General features: G+C 62.8%; 14 protein-coding genes and 2 pseudogenes. 4 read left to right on the top strand and 12 right to left on the bottom strand.

The features are described from left to right. Positions 1–20: 20 nt before the first annotated feature. Positions 21–857, bottom strand: coding sequence for a methyltransferase domain-containing protein (locus tag QZH52_RS25380; RefSeq protein ID WP_301813391.1), 837 nt, complete (start codon positions 855–857; stop codon positions 21–23). 356 nt (positions 858–1213) lie between these two features. On the opposite strand from QZH52_RS25380, the gene QZH52_RS25375 reads away from it, so the two are divergent. Beyond that, entirely contained in the window at positions 1214–1423 is a 210-nt protein-coding gene (locus QZH52_RS25375; protein WP_301813388.1) for a hypothetical protein, read from the top strand. Between the two features lie 93 nt (positions 1424–1516). Here the strand turns inward: QZH52_RS25375 and QZH52_RS25370 are convergent, their stop codons facing one another. The 3 genes and pseudogenes from QZH52_RS25370 to istA form a co-directional block, all read right to left on the bottom strand. After that, positions 1517–1651, bottom strand: a complete 135-nt coding sequence (locus QZH52_RS25370) for a hypothetical protein (protein WP_301813386.1) — start codon at positions 1649–1651, stop codon at positions 1517–1519. Between the two features lie 73 nt (positions 1652–1724). Beyond that, positions 1725–2135 (bottom strand): annotated as a pseudogene (locus QZH52_RS25365) (ATP-binding protein); the annotation flags it as partial. Positions 2136–2152: 17 nt separating this feature from the next. Then, positions 2153–3676, bottom strand: a pseudogene (gene istA, locus QZH52_RS38885) (IS21 family transposase). A 672-nt stretch (positions 3677–4348) separates the two neighbouring features. On the opposite strand from istA, the gene QZH52_RS25350 reads away from it, so the two are divergent. Next, on the top strand, positions 4349–5602 hold the full coding sequence (locus QZH52_RS25350) for a porin (RefSeq protein ID WP_301813383.1): 1254 nt from the start codon (positions 4349–4351) through the stop codon (positions 5600–5602). Positions 5603–5771: 169 nt separating this feature from the next. After that, positions 5772–6065, top strand: coding sequence for a LysR family transcriptional regulator (locus QZH52_RS25345; protein ID WP_301813382.1), 294 nt, complete (start codon positions 5772–5774; stop codon positions 6063–6065). A gap of 30 nt (positions 6066–6095) precedes the next feature. Here the strand turns inward: QZH52_RS25345 and QZH52_RS25340 are convergent, their stop codons facing one another. From QZH52_RS25340 to QZH52_RS25315, 6 genes are all read right to left on the bottom strand, one after another. Beyond that, positions 6096–7112, bottom strand: coding sequence for a helix-turn-helix domain-containing protein (locus tag QZH52_RS25340; protein WP_301813381.1), 1017 nt, complete (start codon positions 7110–7112; stop codon positions 6096–6098). A 297-nt stretch (positions 7113–7409) separates the two neighbouring features. Beyond that, positions 7410–8564, bottom strand: a complete 1155-nt coding sequence (locus QZH52_RS25335; RefSeq protein ID WP_301813379.1) for an acyl-CoA dehydrogenase family protein — start codon at positions 8562–8564, stop codon at positions 7410–7412. Next, the gene (locus QZH52_RS25330; protein WP_301813378.1) at positions 8561–9745 is read right to left on the bottom strand and encodes an acyl-CoA dehydrogenase family protein; all 1185 of its coding nucleotides are present in this window, start codon (positions 9743–9745) and stop codon (positions 8561–8563) included. The genes QZH52_RS25335 and QZH52_RS25330 overlap by 4 nt, the downstream gene beginning before the upstream one ends. Positions 9746–9776: 31 nt before the next feature. Beyond that, positions 9777–10745 (bottom strand): Bug family tripartite tricarboxylate transporter substrate binding protein, encoded by a 969-nt coding sequence (locus QZH52_RS25325; protein ID WP_436411631.1) that lies wholly within the window; start codon positions 10743–10745, stop codon positions 9777–9779. Between the two features lie 32 nt (positions 10746–10777). Next, the gene (locus QZH52_RS25320) at positions 10778–12895 is read right to left on the bottom strand and encodes an acetate--CoA ligase family protein (RefSeq protein WP_301813377.1); all 2118 of its coding nucleotides are present in this window, start codon (positions 12893–12895) and stop codon (positions 10778–10780) included. After that, complete coding sequence (locus QZH52_RS25315) at positions 12892–13686, bottom strand: enoyl-CoA hydratase (RefSeq protein WP_301813376.1); 795 nt, start codon at positions 13684–13686, stop codon at positions 12892–12894. Before QZH52_RS25315 ends, QZH52_RS25320 begins: the two co-directional genes overlap by 4 nt. Positions 13687–13769: 83 nt before the next feature. Here QZH52_RS25315 and QZH52_RS25310 point away from each other — a divergent pair, with 83 nt between their 5' ends. Next, complete coding sequence (locus QZH52_RS25310; RefSeq protein ID WP_301813374.1) at positions 13770–14528, top strand: IclR family transcriptional regulator; 759 nt, start codon at positions 13770–13772, stop codon at positions 14526–14528. A 14-nt stretch (positions 14529–14542) separates the two neighbouring features. Here the strand turns inward: QZH52_RS25310 and QZH52_RS25305 are convergent, their stop codons facing one another. Beyond that, positions 14543–14917 carry a nuclear transport factor 2 family protein gene (locus tag QZH52_RS25305; RefSeq protein WP_301813372.1) on the bottom strand — a complete coding sequence of 125 codons (375 nt, stop codon included), beginning with the start codon at positions 14915–14917 and terminating at the stop codon, positions 14543–14545. After that, positions 14914–16854, bottom strand: a complete 1941-nt coding sequence (locus QZH52_RS25300; protein ID WP_301813371.1) for a flavin-containing monooxygenase — start codon at positions 16852–16854, stop codon at positions 14914–14916. Before QZH52_RS25300 ends, QZH52_RS25305 begins: the two co-directional genes overlap by 4 nt. Between the last annotated feature and the right edge of the window lie 14 nt (positions 16855–16868).

The following is a 16868-nucleotide window of genomic DNA, read 5'->3' as shown; positions in this document are numbered from 1 at the left end:
CTGATGGTGGTTCTCGTCGCTCAGGCGGCGACAGCTTCTCGTAGTTGATACTGACCCGGCGCCGTGCGCTCAAAGGCGCTTGCATGACGCTGGAGGACCTGGCGCACCTTTGCGCGCCAGTGGGGATTCGCGGTCGGGCGCATTGTTTGGATCGAGCCGTAGATCTGCTCGAGGTCGGCTGAGCCGCCAAGCGCCCGAAGGATCTCGCGCACGACTGGGAACCAGACGCCGCGGCTGTCGCGGCCGGTGGCCACCGCCTCTTTCCAGCGCCTGTCGATCGCTGCGATCTCCTGGGCTTCCCGGTACAGCATGAATCCGTGCAGCCGGCGCTGGCGCTCCTTCGTGAAGGTGGCAAAGCACAAGGGCAGGGACAGGCCCGGGAAGAGGTTGCGCGGGATCATGGCCTGATGGATGCTGAAGAGCGAGTGGATCCGCTCCACGCTGCTGCTCGTCTGCAGAATGTACGCCGGCAGGATGAATCCGGCCTGGCCGCCCTCCTCCAGGATCTCGTGCGACTTGCGCAGGAACGCGGCCACCGTGTCCGACTGGAAAGGCGGGTTGCCGATGACAGCCTGCACGCGGCCCAGGTCCTCCGCCGGAACCTCGAGGAAGTCCCCCACGATCACATGGCGCCCGGACGCGCGGCGCGCGCGCTCGGCCTGGACTGGATCGATCTCAACCCCGACGACATCCAGCGAGCCGGGCAACGCGCATAGGAAAGCGCCGTCGCCGCACGGCGGCTCAGCTACGCGATCGCCGGGCTGGAGCCATCCGAAGGCCTCCTCGACGATGCCCTCGGCCGCCCAGGCGGGGGTGAACCATTGGTGCAGGCGCTGCTGCGTGGATTCCACTGGCATGGCCGCACCTAAATCGACAGCGGGTAACGGGTGGCGAGCCAGGAGACCTGTGCCGGCGTGAGCTTGACTAGGATGGGAATCAATCGTCACGGTATGCCCTGCCTCCCGAAAACGGCGGGCGACGCGGGCAGCCGACGCGCGAGGCAGAAGACGGCACTTATGACCTACCTGCACCCCGAAAGTGTGACCGGGGCGGTGGATGCGGATCTGGAAGAGCTTGCGGGTTCTGTACTTGTTGGTGGCGGTCATATCTGCTTGATCTGATGCGTCTCAGATCAAGGTACAGGATCCGCGCGTGATTCGTAAGGGCAGATCCTCGATAAGTGCACAGCACTCTCGCTAGGATGGTCGCTGTCATGGCAGACGTCCCACCACCGCCGCGCGATCCCTACTGGCCGTTTCCACCGTGGCCCAATCCTCTCGATTCGGACGATGAGAGCACGCGGGCGAATGCACGGGCCCCTGCGGCCTTCGAGGAAGAAAAGGAAGCGGAAATCGAAGCGGAGACCTCACGCTTGTGGGCAAAATACCTCGAACTGCAACGCCGACCCGGTAAGAAGTCCTGACGCTGCAGCGCCGTCCGATCGTTGGGCTACAGATGCGCAACTGATTTCAGCAGTTTGGCCCTCCAACCCAAGTAGCAGCGATCGGGCTGGTGATCAGCCCATCGGCGCCGGCGCGCGCTCTTCCTCGTCCTCTTCCTCCTCTTCGATCCCATCGTCGTAGAACATGCTGACACCGCCCAGATCCACCAGCGCATCCTCATCGAACAGCGCTGCCTGCGAAGGCTGCACCGCGGGCGCGACAAGCTCGGGCGTCGCCAATCCCTCGCGGCCCTGCTCCGCCACCATCTCGAGCAGCCGCTCGCGCGCTGCTGCCGAAGGTGACATCCACGCCTTGGCGCACCGCGCAGTGGCCCAGTGCCTGCGCCAGATGGCTTTTGCCGGTGCCACACGGCCCAACGATCAGCACCGGCGCGCGCTCGTCGAGATAGCGCCCGGTGGCCAGCTCGTGCACCAACGCGCGGTTGAGTTGCGGCAGGCGGTCGAAGTCGAACTGGTCCAGTGTCTTGTTGCTGCGGAACGCCGCGCGTCGCAGCCGGCAGGTGAACTGCTTTTGTTCGCGGCGCGCGACCTCGTCCTCGATGAGCCGCGCGAGGAACTCGGTGTAGGCGAGCTTCGAATCGATGGCCTGGCGGTTGCGCGCCTCCAGCGAGTCGAGGATGCCCGACAGGCGCAGTTGCTTCAGGTGCGGGCTGAGGGCCGGCATGGGATTCATGATGAGCACTCCTCGGGTCAGTGACGCGGGGCGTCGGGGTTGAACAGCAGTTGCGCGCTGCGCGCGAAGCGCGCGCCCGGGGCATGGATGTGAGCGACGTCGGCGGCATCCATCGGTTGTTGGTCGAAGCCCCCGGTGAGGATCGTCTTGACAGTGCGGTAATACGGGCTCGCGTGAAGCAGCGCTCGGGCACATGCGGCCTCCAGGCGCGCGGCGCCGAACCTGTCGCGTAGCCGCAGTACGCCCTGGGCCGCGCGCACGCGCTCCAGGATGCGGTCGGCCAGCAACCGCTCGACGAGCTCGGCACACGCAGCGCCGACTTCACGTGCCTGCTGCAGGCACCACGCACGGTCATGGGCGAAGAACTGGCGCGCCGCCGGTGGCAGGTGGTCGCGCACGCTCACGCTTTGGCCCGGGCGCTGGCCTCGCGGGTGGCTGGCCACCAACTGGTGGTCCTTGTACAGGAACACAGTGGAGTCGGTGGCGCGCATCCACAGCGTCTTGCCCACCAGCGTGAACGGCACGGAGTACAGCACCCGGTCATGCGCGACATGGCAGTCGCGGTGCACCGACACCTTGTGCCAGGTGCCCAGATCCGGCGCGACCGCGGGCAGTGTCTGCAGCTGCGTGCGCTCCAGTTCGAACAGCGCCAGTGGCGCCCGGCGGGTCGTGCCGTGCACGCGCACGCCGGCTTGCTGCATGACCCAGGTGCGCGCCTATGCATTGAGGTCGGCCAGGTCGCGGAACTCGCGCAGCGGCACGAAGCTGCCTTTGACGTATTTGACCCCGGCTTCGACGACCCCCTTCTTCTTCGGGTCCCTCGGGGCACACGGGTCGATCTTGAAGCTGTACCCCTCGGCACACTCGGCATACGCGCGCTGCACGACGGGGTCGTAGATGCACGCCTTCACGATCGCGCACTTGGCGTTGTCGATGATCAGGCGCCTCGGAACGGCGTTGAACCATTCGAAGGCGCGCCGGTGGCAGCCCAGCCAGGTCGCCACGGTCTGATCCCACACGAACACGACGTACTGGTGGCGACTGAAGCACAGCGTCATCACGAACGCCCAGGTACGCCGCAGAGTGCCCGCCGGATGCATGAGCACGGGGCCGGCGCCGAAGTCGACCTGCGCCGCCTCGCCCGGGGCGAAGCTCAACGGCACGGTCGCATCGGGCAATCGATCGCCGCGGATCGAAACGATCATGCGATACACCGACGAGTAGCTGCCCCGGTAGCCGTGATTGCGCTGCAGCGCCTCCAGGATCGTGGTGCCCTGCACGCCCTGATCGAGCCAGCCGGCGATGCGTTCGCGATGCGCCTCCAGGGTCGAGACGGTGGAGGCGGCCAGCTTGGGCGCGCCAAGAGCGGCGGCGATCTCGGCGTCCTCGGGGAAACGAGTTTGCGCGTCGAGCCACCCGTGCTGCTCGGCCAACGCGCGCAGGTCCGCCACCTTATGCCGGCCCATGCAATGACTTCGCGCGATCTCTCGCTCGGAGGCGCCCCGGCGCATCTGCGCAAGGGCGATTCGGTACTGGAACATCTCGATTCTCCTTCGGCTCATCGCTGCCTCCGTGGGGGCTTCATCAAGTCGCCCACTTCAGCACGCAACAACCCATTCAGATCGAGGTGTCCTTCAACTCAAGTGGCTCCAATATGCCGCAAACGCAGTGGCTCCACTACGCCGGATACGAACTGGCTCCTATGTGCAGGAAGATGACACAGTGGCGCAGCGGACATGCCGAACGCGCGTGTGCGACTGACCGGTGGCGAGCCTTACCTCACCCTTCGGCCATGTACAGCGAACTGACATTGACGGCCACAAGCCAATCGGCCGCGTGCCTGCCTGCTACAACCGGCCGGCCTTCCCCGCAGATCTGCCAGTGGGCGATTGACGGCACCCGGAGCCGACGCAATTTCGAACGATTCCTCATCGAGGGGCGGCGCCATGCGCAAGCAAGCATGCAGTGCTCGCACATGCGGCGGCGGCCTTCAACAGAGTTCGATGCGCGCTTGTCTCATGCATGCAACATGGACGTTTAGGTCGCTCGCTTTGCATGATTGTTGGTCAACTTTGCATGATGGGCCGATCCCTCATTTGAAGGCTTGGTGGAATGTCTCACCCTCCGGATTTGGAGGTTGACATCGGACCGGTCGGAGGCGCGATGGGGTGCCGCCGACACCGTGGTTCATGTCTAACCCTAGTGAGACTCACATGAGAAGATCCTTGGTTGGCTTAGCAACTTTGATGGTCGTGGGCGCTGCCTCTGCGCAGTCATCCGTAACCCTCTTCGGGGTCATTGACATGGCCGTAAGCGGCTACAAAAACCAGTCCGTCACGCCTTCAGGCTTGGCCGTCGACGTTTCCAAAACCGCTCTTTCGAGCAGCGGCTACACGACCAGCCGGCTTGGCTTTCGCGGAACCGAAGACCTGGGCGGGGGGTTCGCAGCAAGCTTCTGGCTCGAGGCGGGCATGTCGCCAGATACTGGGAGTGGCGCTGCAACCGGAGGCGGCATTGCTTTCAATCGGAGATCCACGGTGAGTCTGTCGAGTGGCCTCGGTGAGATTCGTCTCGGCCGCGACTACACGCCGACCTATTGGAACGACGCCGTGTTTGATCCCTTTGGCAATCTTGGCGTGGGAGGCAGCCTGATCTACACAGCCAGCGGCGGCGCCGCGCTTGGCGTGCCGGGCAGCGGCTTTCAATCGAATCCAAACTATATTCGCGCTTCCAACTCAATCGGCTACCTCCTGCCGCCCAATCTGGGAGGCATCTATGGCCAGTTTCTATATGCCCTCAACGAGAAGACCAACTACGACCCGGGCGGCCTGACGCCACCTGGCGTCGCGGCGGTGGTGGCAAACCCAGCGCTTGCAACGGCCGACAACGCGCGCGCTGGCCGCTATATCGGGGGTCGGCTTGGCTACATGTCAGGCCCGCTCGACACCGCGGTTGCATTTGCGAGAAGCACAATCGCATCGAACTTCTTCGTTGGCACGACGACCAACCTCGACATCTGGAGCATCGGCGCATCGTACGACTTCGGCATGGTGAAGCTATTTGGCGAGTATTCGAACAACAAGCAGGATGTCAACTTCGCCACCAACACCTTCAATCCTGTCGGAACCACTAAACCTGGGGCGAACGGCGCCCTCCTTGGATTCAGCATCCCGGTCGGCGCATCGTTGATCCGCGCTTCGTGGTCTGAGGTCAGATATAACAATTTGCCAGTTGGTGTTTTTGCCTCCCAGCCCGAGGCTGACCAGTTCGCCATCGGATACGTCTACAACCTCTCCAAACGGTCTGCGCTGTACGCCAGCGCCTCTTACCTCGACAACAAGAATGGCGCCGCCCTTGCTGTCGGGGGCGCGCCTGGGTTCTACACCGCGACTGCTCCGGGTGGAGTAGGCAACGCTGTACCGAACAAGTCGATGGGATACGACCTCGGCTTCCGTCACATATTCTGATCAGAACACGCCAGGGTTCCTGGAAACGATGACAAAGGGCAATCGACGATGGACGGTTGCCCTTGTCGTCCCTGCTCTGGTTCGCGAGGTTCTGCTTGACCTTTATTGCCGCGCTAGGAGTTCGCAAGCGGTCAGTTTTGGGTGCCAGGATAGAGAGAAGAGGCTGCCAATGGACGAGAGCATCCAATCGCAATTGACAGCGGAAAGATTGATCGGCCTCAACGATCTCAGAGTGTTTGCCCATGTGGCTTCTCTAACCAACTTCTCCCTGGCAGCGGCCGCACTGAACGTGCATAGGTCCAGTGTGAGCAGGAGCGTCTCGCGACTTGAGTCGGCGTTGAGGGTGTCACTGTTGCACCGTCCCGCTCGGAAAATTCATCTGACCCGCTCCGGCATCGCGCTCAACGAACGCTGCGTCGAGATTTCTGTCTCTCATCAACGACATCATCGCAACGGAAGATGACGCGTTCGATCATCGACCTTGCCCAGACTCTCACGGGTGTTGGACGCCTTTGAACTCTTGACGCATTCGACTTGGAGCAACAAGGTACCAGCACTTGAACTTGCGGCCAAAATTCGTGGGATCGGCGTATCCAAGATGCGACGCGATGGTTTCGATCGAAAGATCGGTATGTTGGAGGTACCAGGCCGCTTGGCTCTTGCGTACTTCGTCCTTGATACCAGAGAAGCTGGCCCCAGACTGCGCGAGCCGGCGAGCTAGCCTTCGCGGCGAGACGCCCAGGTCCGACGCGACCACCGCGGCTACGGGGTTGTGCGCGAGTTGCTTGAGAAGCGAGCGACGAACTCTTTCCGCGAACGCTCCGAAGCCGAATTCCGACCTTTGTCTCAGGCAATCTTGCGCGGCGTTTTTGAAGGCCTCTTGATCGGCAAAGAGACACCGACGATCGATCATCCCCACGGGCAACTGAAGCATCAGGCAAGCCTGGTCGAAGACCAGTTTTTTGGCGAACAGCGACGACGAAACGTCGTGTCCCGACGGTTGAGGATAGGGCAGGCCGACAACGACTTCGTCCGGAGAGTTCCCGATCATTGCTTTCAGCAAATGGAGGGACCAGCCGAGGATGGAGTGCAACGCGAAGACATGTGCGTCGCACATCGGCCCGAGCGGTCGAATTCTCAATGTGCTTGAGGTGGGCCCGTGTTGGACCTGAAAATCAAAAGTTGGAAACAGCAGATCGGCGTGCGCGCTCAGAAAGTCTAGACCCTCACGCACGCTTCCTCCCGACACCGCGGCGATGCCGACGGGTGTGTGGTACGGCTGCAGCATCGAACCCGCCAGGTACCCCAAGGAGGATTCTCCGCTCCGCTGAATCGCCCTGTAGGCGAACTGGCGGAAGGCAAGGAGGTCAATCATTCCAAGGTCGTTCGAGAGGTCCTGCCACGACAAGCCAGCGTCGGTGAGCAGCGTCACCGAGTCCACGCCCCGGCCATTGAGGCAGTCAACAATGGTCCGGACATAGACTGGATGTGCAAATGCGACGGTTGTCATGGAACGCGGCATCGCTCGCAGTGTGGCGTTCGATGGTTCAGTGACGGGGTCGAGCCAGAGGCTGCGACGCAGGGTTCGGGCGTGCAACCTGTCCGCCGCGCGCTTCTGCGTTCTTGCACTGATCGACTGGATTCATCGAACCATCTCCTTCGTTCGTGCCGATGCCAACGATCGGCTCAGACTGACTCGAAGTCTTCGGAGAGCATCTCATCGTGGTGAGATTCGAGGATGCCCTTAAGCATCCCCGCCTTACCGGAACGATGTCTCCTGAAGAAGCCGTAAGGCGCCTTGGTTTGGCTAAACGAAGTTCTTTGCAATGAGGCCGAGCTGCACTTCAGCCGCACCACCGAAGATGGTGTACGCGCGACTGTTGCAGTATTCAGGAACCAGCGTCCCTGCCGTGTTGCGGCCGTCTGCTGGATCGCTGCGCCAGCGCAGGCTGTCGCCGCCCAATGCTTCTACCCCTAATTCCCCGATGAGTTGCTTGATTCGGCTCGCACGTAGCTTGAGGATGGAGGACGCCGGCCCTGGATTCGTTCCCGGCGCGAGGTTTCCCATCGTACGCAACTCGAGCCATTCGAAGGTGTCGACGTCCGTGGCCACCTCGGCGAAGCGGCGCAGCAGTTCATCGTTCGGCCGGGCCGCCGAGTGCAGCACTTCACCGATCCGCTTGAGCTGCGAGCGTAGGCGTGGACTGAAGATGCCGGCGCCGCGCTCGAACTCGAGCAGGTACTTGGCACACTCCCAACCTGCGTTCTCCTCTCCCACGCGATCTGCTTGCGGGACGCGTACATCCTCAAAATGCACTTCATTGACCTCGTGGTCGCCGCCAATCGTTTGGATCGGGTGCACCTTGATCCCGGGCAACGTCATGTCGACCAGCAGGAAGCTGATGCCCTGCTGCTTTTTGCCTTCATTGCTCGTTCGGACCAGGGCGAACATGCGATTGGCGTGGTGCGCAAAGCTGGTCCAGATCTTGGTGCCGTTCAGCACGTAGTCGCTTCCGTCAGATCGGGCGCGCAGCGACAGGGACGCGAGGTCCGAGCCCGCGTTGGCTTCGGAGAATCCCTGGCACCAATAGTCCTCGCTCGACAGGATCCGAGGCAGGTAACGCCGCTTCTGCTCGCCCGTTCCGTAGCGAATGATGACGGGGCCGACCAGTCGCACCCCCATCGGATGCACCAAAGGTGCGCCGGCGAGTGCACATTCGGTCTCGAAGATGAATCGCTGGAGGGAGGACCAACCGGTGCCGCCCCACTCCTTCGGCCACAGGGGGACGAGCCATCCGCGCGCCTGCAGCTTTTGCTGCCAAGGCGTGGAGAACTCAGGCTCTGGATACATCGAGGTCGTGCTGGACTGACCCTGGCGCAAGGCCTCGGTCAGGTTGTCGGCGAGGAATGCGCGGACTTCATCGCGAAAGGCGAGTTCAGCGGGTTGCAATTCGAGGTTCATACGGTGGCTGTGGTCCTGGAAGGCGCTGTCGCCTCGCGCAGCGTCTGGCTGTAGACGTAGTCCTTGTCACTCAGCAACAGGTCACCGAGCCACGTGGCGTGTGAGGGCGCATCGCCATCCTGTTGTCCGAAGGCGAGAAGCGCTCGGAACATGGCGGCCACCGGCAACTCCTCGCAGACGCCCATGGCGCCATGCAACTGGACGGCCTCCTGGCCGACGAAGCGTGCGGCTCGTCCGACCTTCGTCTTGACGAAGTCGGCCATGGCGATCGCGCTAGACCCGTCGAGAGCGACGCGCATGGCCGCCAACTCACAGGCCGCCTGCGCCTCGGTGCATTGCACGGCCATTTCCGCCAACCGATGCTGAATCACTTGGAACTGGGAGAGGCTTTGACCGAATTGGCGGCGCTGTTGCGTGTACGCGGCGGTCTGGGCCAACGCCGCTTGCATGGTGCCCGTTGCTTCCCAGGCGCGAGCCAAGATGCCTTCGGCGATGACCTCGTGCAGCAGTGCGACGGTATCCGCGCTGGAAGTAGCGGGTTCGCATTCTTCGGCTGAGGCCCCATCGAAGACGATATCCGCCGCACGTCCGCCTGTGGTTGTATCGTAGGCGTCGACCCGAACGCCTTCGGCTGCCGGGTCCACCAGGAAGAGACGTGTGCCATTTTCCGCCGCGGCGGAAACTATCCATCGCGATGCGCCGGCCCCCCCGACGACCTGCCGCTTCTCGCCTTGAAGACGCCAGCCAGAGGCGGTCTTCGCGGCTTTGGTCTGACGAGAGGTCCACGGCAACCGGTCTCCCGGCTCCATGTGCGCAAGCGCCAACCTCGACTCGCCAGCCACTAGGCCGGGCAGCAGGTCAGCGCGCTGCTCCGGTGTGCCCACGAGAGCCAACAACCTTCCGGCCTGCAGCACGCAGGCGTGCCACGGCTCGGTCACCAGGTGCCGGCCGAATGCCTGCATCAGCAGGCCCGTCTCGAGGGGTCCCATGCCCAAGCCACCGGCTTCCTCCGGAATCGGAAGACCCAACCAGCCCATCTCGGCGAAAGCGGTCCAGGTTTCAGGAGAGCCGCCATCGCGGTGCAAGCTCGCTTCGCGCTGCCGGAAGTCATAGCAGCCCGCAAGCCAGTCCAACGCGCTGGATTGGATCAGGGTCTGCTCGTCGGTCAGGGTGAGCCTCATGCGCAGGCCTCCGCTTCATCAAGTTGTCGCATCAGTCGGCCTTGATCTTGGCGCTCGAGATCACCCGAGACCATTGGTCGATGTCGCGACGCAAAAAGCTCGTGAACTCTGCGGGCGTGTTGCCGATGATGTCGAGACCCCAGCCCTTGAATCGCTCGCGCAGTTCAGGTTCTTTGAGCACCTCGACCACTTCGCGATAGATGCGGTCGATCACCGGTTGGGGAGTCCCAGCGGGCGCGACCAGTCCCAGCCATGGCATCGCTTCATAGCCCGGCAGGCCGGATTCGGACACTGTCGGGAGTTCAGGGACTGATTGCGAACGCTTGGCCGTGGTCACTGCCAACGCACGCAGCTTGCCGGATTTGATGAAAGGCCCCGATGAGCCGAGTGCATCGATCATGACGCCAACCTGCCCACCCACCACGTCCGTCAACGCTGGGCCGCTACCTTTGTAGGGGATGTGCACCATGTAGGTCTTGGACATGCTCTTGAAGAGTTCGCCCTCGAGGTGGGTGGAGGTGCCCGTGCCCGTCGAGGCGTAGTTCAGCTTGCCAGGGTGCAGCTTCGCATACGTGACGAGCTCCGCCACCGACTTGATCGGAAGTTCCTGGTTGACCACAAGAACATGCACCACCGACGCGACCTGCGTGATGGGTGCGAAGCTCTTGATCGCGTCGTAGCCCACCTTGTCATAGAGCAGGGGCGCGGTGCCGAGCGAGGATGCTGCCAGCAAGAGCGTGTAGCCATCTGCCGGTGCACGCGCGACGTAGTCGGAGGCCAGCACAGTGCCGGCACCTGGCTTGTTGTCGACGATGACCGGCTGGCCCAGTCGCGGCGAGAGCTTCTCGGCGAGTGCGCGGGCCAGGATGTCGGTTACACCGCCGGGAGGGAACGGCAGCACCATCCGAATGGGCTTTTCGGGAAAGGCCTGCGCCGACGCACCCACCGGCGAAATCAAGAATGCCGCAGCGACGGACGCCGCGGTGCACATGGCCTTCATCAGAGAGGTTTTCATGTCTGGTCCTGAAAAATTCAAGCAAGTGGCCGAGTCACGACGAGCGCGTCGAGCGCCACCGCACCCTTGCCGTGTGCACGCACTTGGATCGGATTGATTTCGATCTCCTGCGCCTGTTCGCCCAGTGCGGCCGAAGCTGCGGAAAGTGCCGCGATACTGGCGCAGGCAGCTGCCACATCGGCCGTCGAGCGGCCTCGGAATCCATCGAGGAGGGGCCATGCTTTCAACGAACGCAGCATGTCGCCCACCATTTCGGTGTCGACGGGCAGCAGGCGATGGCTCGTGTCGCGGTACAGCTCGGTGAGCACGCCGCCCAGGCCCACGGTGAGCGCCGGACCAAACACGGGATCATGGGTGACGCCGGCGATGAGTTCAGCCACGCCGCCGCTGGCCATCGGCTGCACGAGGAGGCCGTCTATGCGGGCGGCGGGATCGTATCGGTGGGCCGCTTCGAGCACTTCCGCGCAAGCCGTGCGCAGCGACGCCGGGTCGGCGATGTTCAAGCGTACGCCTCCAGCCTCGGTCTTGTGTGCAATGTCAGCGCTGAGGATCTTCAGGGCTACTGGGTAGCCGATCTCTTCGGCCGCCTGCACTGCCGCCAGCGCGTCTTCACAGACCTTCTCTGGAAGCGACGCGACGCCATATTGCGCGAGCAACGCTTTCGTGTCGTGCTCGTTGAGCCTGGCGGGCAACTGCGGTGCACGGTCGTGCCGGGGCGGCATCTTCCGCAACTCGGCCCAGCGGGCCACCGCGGCACGCCGTGCCAGCCAGAGGCAATACGGCGCCAGCGCCTGGGTCGCACGTCCCAGGTCGTCGAAAACCGGGATGCCCGCGTCGGCCAGGCGCGAACGGCACTGCGCGGCGCCGGTGTCGATCGCGACGAAAAGACGAGGGTGACGCGCGCAGATGTCGACCAGGGTATCAGCCATGCGGTCGAGCAGGTAGCCCGGGGCGTAAACGATGACGGTGTCGACTGCGTCGCATTCGGCCAGCGCGGTGAAGATAGACCGCACGAACTCCGGCGTGTTGACCAGATTCCCGGTCACGTCGACAGGGTTCGACACCATGCCGTAGTCTGGAATTCCTTTGCGCAGTGCCTCCTGCACGTCCTGCGGCAGTGTCGGAACGTCGAGGCCGGCGCCAATCAGCTTGTCGGCCAGGATAGCGCCGAGCGCACCAGACATGGTGACGATCGCCACCCGACGGCCGCCTTCGCGGTGGCGAAATCCGCTCAAATAGGCCAGGTCCGCCATCTGCGCAAAGTCGGTGCCGCGAATCACGTTGAGTTGCTCGAAGCCTGCCTGGTAAAGCGCGAGATCGCCTGCCAATGCCGAGGTGTGCGAGCGCACCGCTTCCGAGCCCTTTTCGGTCTCGCCGGCCTTGTAGATCACCAGCGGTTTGCCCTGCTCGGCAAACGACAACGCGGCATCGATGAAGCGTTGACCATGGCGAAGTTGCTCCACATATCCGATCACGCAGTCGGTTTGCGGATCCTGCGCCAGGAATTCCAGATACTCCGAGAACTCCAGCGATGCCTCGTTGCCAGTGTTGATGAACTGGCTCACCGGTGTCCCGAGCTTGCGGACCAGGGCAAAGACGGCCGAGCAGACGTTGCCGCTCTGCGTCAGGATGCTCACGCGCCCGGGCTGCTCTTGGGGCGGTGCGCTGCGGAACACGGAAGCGAAGGCCGTGTGCGCCTGCAGATTCAGGTTGGCGAAGCCCATGCAGTTCGGGCCTGCCACCACCATGCCGCTGCGAGTGACGAAGGCCTCGAGCGGCTTCTGCAGCGCGGCACCAGCCTCGCCCGCTTCAGCGAAGCCCGCGGCGTACACAATGGCTGCGGGAACGCCCTTGGCATGGCAGCGCTCCAGCATGGGCGTCACGTCCTCGGCGCCGATCGCCAGCACCACCAGGTCCGGTGTCTCCGGCACCGATTCAATGTCCGGATAGCAGGTGTAGCCAAACACCTCTTCGTACTTCGGATTGATCGGGAAAACCCTGCCGGCATAGCCGAAGTGGCGCAGCAGGTCGAGCGGCATGCCGCCGATGCGGCCTGCCTGGTTGCTGGCGCCCACCATTGCTATCGATCGCGGTCGCAGCAGAGGGTCCAGTCGGTGCGTGCGCGCTTCGTTCATGGGCGTGCTCCCTTCTGGATCGCGTTGGCCAGTCCTGCGTCTTTGGTCTGGCGGTACTCCTCACTCACATGGCTCAGCTGATGGACGTCGAAGTGAGCAGACAGGGCCTCCCGCATGCCCTGTACGTCGACCGATCGATTGAGCGACTTCTTCAGCACCCGAAGCGCAAACGGCGGCGCCTCGGCGATCCGCTGTGCGAGCTCGATCGCGTCTTCATCCAGCCGTTCGGTCGTCGACACCCGGTTGACCATGCCCATAGCCTTCGCGTCGGCGGCCGTGATCCGCTCGCCCGTGAACAGGAACTCCTTGGCCTGCCGCAGGCCCATCACCCAGGGGTGAATCAGGACTTCTGTGGCGGCTGCTCCCATGGTGTGGGTGACAGGATCGGAGAAGAATGCGTCTTCGGAAGCGACCACCAGGTCGCACATGTTGGCGAGCATGAACCCAGCCGCGACGCAGGCGCCTTGCACCTGGGCAATGGTCGGCTTCGGAAAGTCCCAGATGTGCATGCAGTAGTTGAAGTAGCGCTGCTCTTCGTAGGCCCAGCGCTCTTCCACCGTGAATTCCGCACGCTCGGCCTGTGCCTGCTTGAGATCGTGGCCCGCAGAGAAGTGCGCACCCTTGGCCGCGAGCACCACGACTCGGGTGGCGCTATCGTTGCGCGCAGCCTCGAAGGCATCGTCGAGCGCGTCAAGCATCTGCTGGCTCTGCGCATTTCGCGCCTGCGGGCGATTGAGCCAGATTCGGCGCACCGCGCCAAGCTGTTCGATGAGAAGAAGGGGGTCGCTCATGAATGGTTCCGGATTTCAGTGGTGTTCGATCTTCTCGCTGCTATGCTCACAGTGCGAGCAAAACATGAAAAGGATCCCATACTGTGAGCAAACCTATGGAAACCCCGGGGGCACAAGCCATGCGCCGGTCGCTACAGGTGCTGCGGGCACTTGGCGCGCATCATGAGGATGGACTTGGTGTCAACGAGGTCGTGGCGATCACCCACCTCGAGCGGTCGACTGCGCACCGCCTCTTGACCTGCTTGGTCGAGGAACAGTTCGCAGAGCGAGACACCATCACGCGTCGCTATCGCCTCGGCCTTGAAGCCATGCGGCTCGGTTTCGCGTCGCTCAAGCGGGCGCCGCTGGTGGCGACCTTCCAGCCGGTTCTGCAACGGTTGGCCCGCATTTCGGAAGACACGGTGTTCCTTCTTGCTCGCCAAGGCGACTACACAGTTTGCCTGGCGCGTGAAGAAGGCGCTTTTCCGGTGAAGATCTTCAGCACCCGCGTGGGCGACATTCGACCGCTCGGTGTGGGCGTCGCGGGCATGGCGATCCTGGCGACTGCTCCAGACGAAGAAATCGCCCGCATCCGAACGCAGCACGCAGCGGCATTCGACGCAGCTGGGCTGACCCCGGCACAGATGAGCAAGGTGATTGCCCGCACCAGGCGAACGGGCTACTCCGAGATGGTCGATACCGTCACCCAAGGAGTGGCCGGCGTAGGCGCTGTCATTCCGGACCCAGCCGCACCTTTCGCGGCGATCTCCATCGCGTCGATCAAGCCCCGGATGTCTTCCAGCCGCAGGGCTGAACTGGGTCAGCTTCTCTTGAAGACGCTCGCCGAGCAAATTGCAAAGTGACTCCATGTGTCCCGTTAGGAGGCAATGAGCGTGGCTTGGTAGTGACGTAGCGCCCATGCACCGTCGGCCATTGTCCAAGTCGCCAGGGCACGGCAATGGATAGTCTTGACCAAGCCTGACGATAGCACCGACATCTTGAGGTCGGACCACTGCACTGCGAAGCCGTCGAAGACGTCGACGCTGGCATGCAGGAGTTCGATCTCCCGATAACGCAACGCGCCGGTCGAGACCTTGCGCATCAGGGAATCCCGGTCATCGACGGCCGCCGTCGTGTGCACGAAGCGAAGTTCAGGAGACAGCAGGGCGCCGAGTGCTTCGACGTCCGCGGCAACGAGCGCATTGCGCCTGAGCTCGTCGGCCAGCAGGATTTGCCGAACGATCTCGGTCACGGTTTGGAGGGCGTTTCGAAGGCGAAGTCCTCGGGGTCGATCGTCGCGGTCAGGTCACGGTACTCCGCAAGGCGCCACGGCGAGTTCATGATCACCCGACCCTTCTTGTTCTTGTACCAGTTCGTCACACCCGGGTGGGCCCACACCATAGTGCGCAGCTTGTCATCGACCTTCGCGTTGTAGTCGTTGAAGGGGGACTCGCGGCATTCCATCCAGGCGGCACCACGCTCCAGCATCTCGCGCAGTGCCTGCATGATGTAGCGCACCTGGCACTCGGAGTGGAAGATCGCGCTGCCACCGTGCGCAAGATTCGTGTTGGGCCCATAGATCATGAAGAAGTTGGGAAACTTCGGGACCGTGATGCCGAGGTAGGCCCGTGGATCATCCTCGCCCCACAGATCGCGAAGCGTCGCGCCATCGCGGCCGATCACCTGCAGTGGGGCGATCATCTTGGCTGCCTCGAATCCAGTGGCCAGGATGATGACATCGACGTCGTGACGCGAACCGTCCTTCATGACGATGGCACCGGGCTCGACATGATCGATGTCGTCAGTGACAAGATCGACGTTGCTGCGCTCCAGCATCTCGAACCAGTTTGTATCGCGGAGCATGCGCTTGCCGAACGGCGGATAGCACGGGATCACCTTCTTCATGAGGTCAGGGCGATGGCCGATCTTGCTTTCATAGTAGGCGATCAGGTCTTCCCGCATCTTGTGGTTCGCGGGATTGAGCGACAACTCTGGCTTGGTCCAATCCGGATCGATCTTCAGCGTGGCGTGGAAGCCATCCGATGCGGCCCAGAAGAGCATGAAGCGGAACCATTTCATGTAGCCGGGGATGTTCGACATGGCCCAGTGCACGTCCGGTCCCAGCTCGGAAAAGTAAAGGGGATGTTTGATGATCCAGTGCGGCGACCGCTGGAAGATGCTGAGCTTGGCGACCGTCGGAGCGATCTTCGGTGCCACCTGGATACCACTGGCGCCTGTGCCGATCAGCGCCACTCGCTTTCCTTCGAGCGAGACGTCCTCGCGCCAACGGGCGGTATGGAAGACCGGACCATCGAAGGTGTCGAGCCCGGGGATCTTCGGAATGGATGGGCGATTCAGCGCGCCTACTGCGGATACCACCGCATTGGCGCTCAACGTTGTGCTCGAGCCATCTTTGGCTTTGGTGACGATGTTCCAGCGCGCGGCAGGCTCGTTGTAGTCGGCTGCCACGACCTCTTCTCCAAATCGGATGCGGTCACGGATGCCGAAGCGCTCGACACACTCCAGGATGTATTTCTGAATCTCACCGCCCGTGGCGAAGTAGCGTGACCAATTGGGATTGGGCGCAAACGAATAGGAATAGAAATGGTTTGGCGTGTCGACTGCGATGCCCGGATAGATGTTCTCGAACCAGGTGCCGCCAACTTCGCTGTTTTTCTCAATGATCGTGTACGGAATACCAGCTTCTGCGAGGCGGATCGCCATCGCGATGCCGGACAGGCCGGCGCCGATGATGAGCACATGGTATTCCTTCGATCGAGACGGCGTCTCGGCATCGCGCCACTCGACACGCCGCGGATCGACGCCGTCGAATTGTGCCTCCTCGGAAAGGATCGGCCGGTACTCGGGCGGCACTTCCTGCCCGACTGCGGTGTTCATGATGCGTATCAGGAGTGCTTCGCTTGGTCGGTGAGGAGTCCTCACGCCGGCGGCGATGTCGAGGATTACTTCTTGCAGTTCGGAGCGGATTGCCGCAGCCATTGCCTCTGGGATGGTGACAAGAAAGCTCCATCCACCCTTGATGTAAGGCGCTGTCTTGTCGAGCCAGGTCTCATCTCCCGTCAGGTGGACCAGAGATGCCATGAGTGGCACCACGTCCGCGGCAGCGAGTGACTGGGTCAACTGGCTGCGATCGGCCGCGGCGCGCTGACACTGTTCGAGAGTATTCACGAGTGGACTCCTGT

It is taken from the genome of Variovorax ginsengisoli, assembly GCF_030486595.1.
GTDB lineage: Bacteria > Pseudomonadota > Gammaproteobacteria > Burkholderiales > Burkholderiaceae_C > Variovorax > Variovorax ginsengisoli_B.
The sequence above is the reverse complement of the archived record's forward strand: the minus strand, read 5'-3'. Positions and strand labels throughout refer to the sequence as shown.